At 26.6% G+C, this 1,460-nt stretch carries 1 rRNA gene; it reads right to left on the minus strand.

The annotated features are described in order from the left end of the window. Positions 1-1,369: 1,369 nt before the first annotated feature. Positions 1,370-1,460 (minus strand): 5S ribosomal RNA (gene rrf, locus ES045_RS16180); the annotation flags it as partial.

Consider the following 1,460-nt stretch of genomic DNA (forward strand, 5'->3'; position numbering starts at 1 on the left):
AAATAACTGAAAACAACTCTCTCAATGAACGAAACTAACAAACTAATATTCCTGTTAGCGGGTGCAAACTTACAACACCTTTTTAATATCTCAACTGTTTTTTTTGCCTTTTTTTAAATTGTTTTTTCAATAGAACTTAAATCATTGAAAATATGGGGGTTATCGTGGGGCTGTTTTCTAATTGGACTGGATTTATATTCTTTTTTTTGGATCTAATAGCCGTTTAAATAATACAATCACTAGAATAATCTATCGATTAGCTTATTAATTATTTAAAAATAAAATTAAACCAGCTTATTTTGAGCTAAACTTCCAAACATTAATTACTATTTCTAAAGATAAAAAAGTACTCCAATTACATGTAAAAGTCATATTTTATCGATATATAATTAAAATTGGTTTACTAAAAATCAATACTCTTTTTTTATAAATACATGAAAAACGTTTATTTAAGAAAAATAACGACTACGTTTACCAATTAACAAGAAATGAGTTAAAATTATTCCTGGACTTTAAATTTTATACTAACAATATTTATTTCTACGCATACTATTTATAAACTACTTCTACTCAGACAAAGGTTCTTTATCAGTTTTATCTAAAATAATTGCTTTTTCATTAATAATATAGCAGAGAAAATCAGTATTAAAAGTATAGGTAAACAAATATTTAGAAAATAAACCTGAAAAATGCTAACAAAATAATAAATTTACTAACCTTAAAGACTTATTAAATCTTCAATAACCACAAAAAACCGTGAATAATTTGATAAAATAAAAAACACTTGTAAGTTATATAAGTGTAGAAGAAGAACAAAACTAAAACATAATTTCCTATAAGATAACCAACATAAAATTATGGATCTCTTCTATCAAGTATCATAGATAACACCAATAAACTATTGCTTATTTTCTATTAAATATCTATATAACCATTATTAATACAAGCTTCCTAATATATAAGTACCCATAAAATAATGGGAGCCGTCATTATTTCAGCTGTTAAATTCTAATAAATCTTTGGCGATTAATTTCAGTTATCTTTATTCTTCTAGTATAGTGTTCAGTTCAGTAAAAAAGAAATGAAATTACTAGTTTTTAACTTCGTGTTTGATCCGTTAAAAGTAGGTAACTAGAACTTCTGGTAATAGTAGTTAAGCAAGTTTAATTAAAGTCTCAAATAGAAATAAATTAAGGTTTAAAGCTACTGGCTTTGGTATTGATCCTAATTTATGGACTTGATTCTTAATCCCCCTTTTTTTTATCCTAAACAAAGTTCAAAAAGTCACCAATTATTTAATTTTAATGCATAAAAAAACCTCATATCTTTCGACATGAGGTTTGTAATATTCTGATTGTATCAGAATTAAGAAAGGCGGCGACCTACTCTCCCACATAAATGCAGTACCATCGGCGCGATTGGGCTTAACTTCTCTGTTCGAGATGGGAAGAGGTGAGCCC

The sequence above is a fragment of the Polaribacter sp. IC073 genome (assembly GCF_007997075.1).
GTDB lineage: Bacteria > Bacteroidota > Bacteroidia > Flavobacteriales > Flavobacteriaceae > Polaribacter.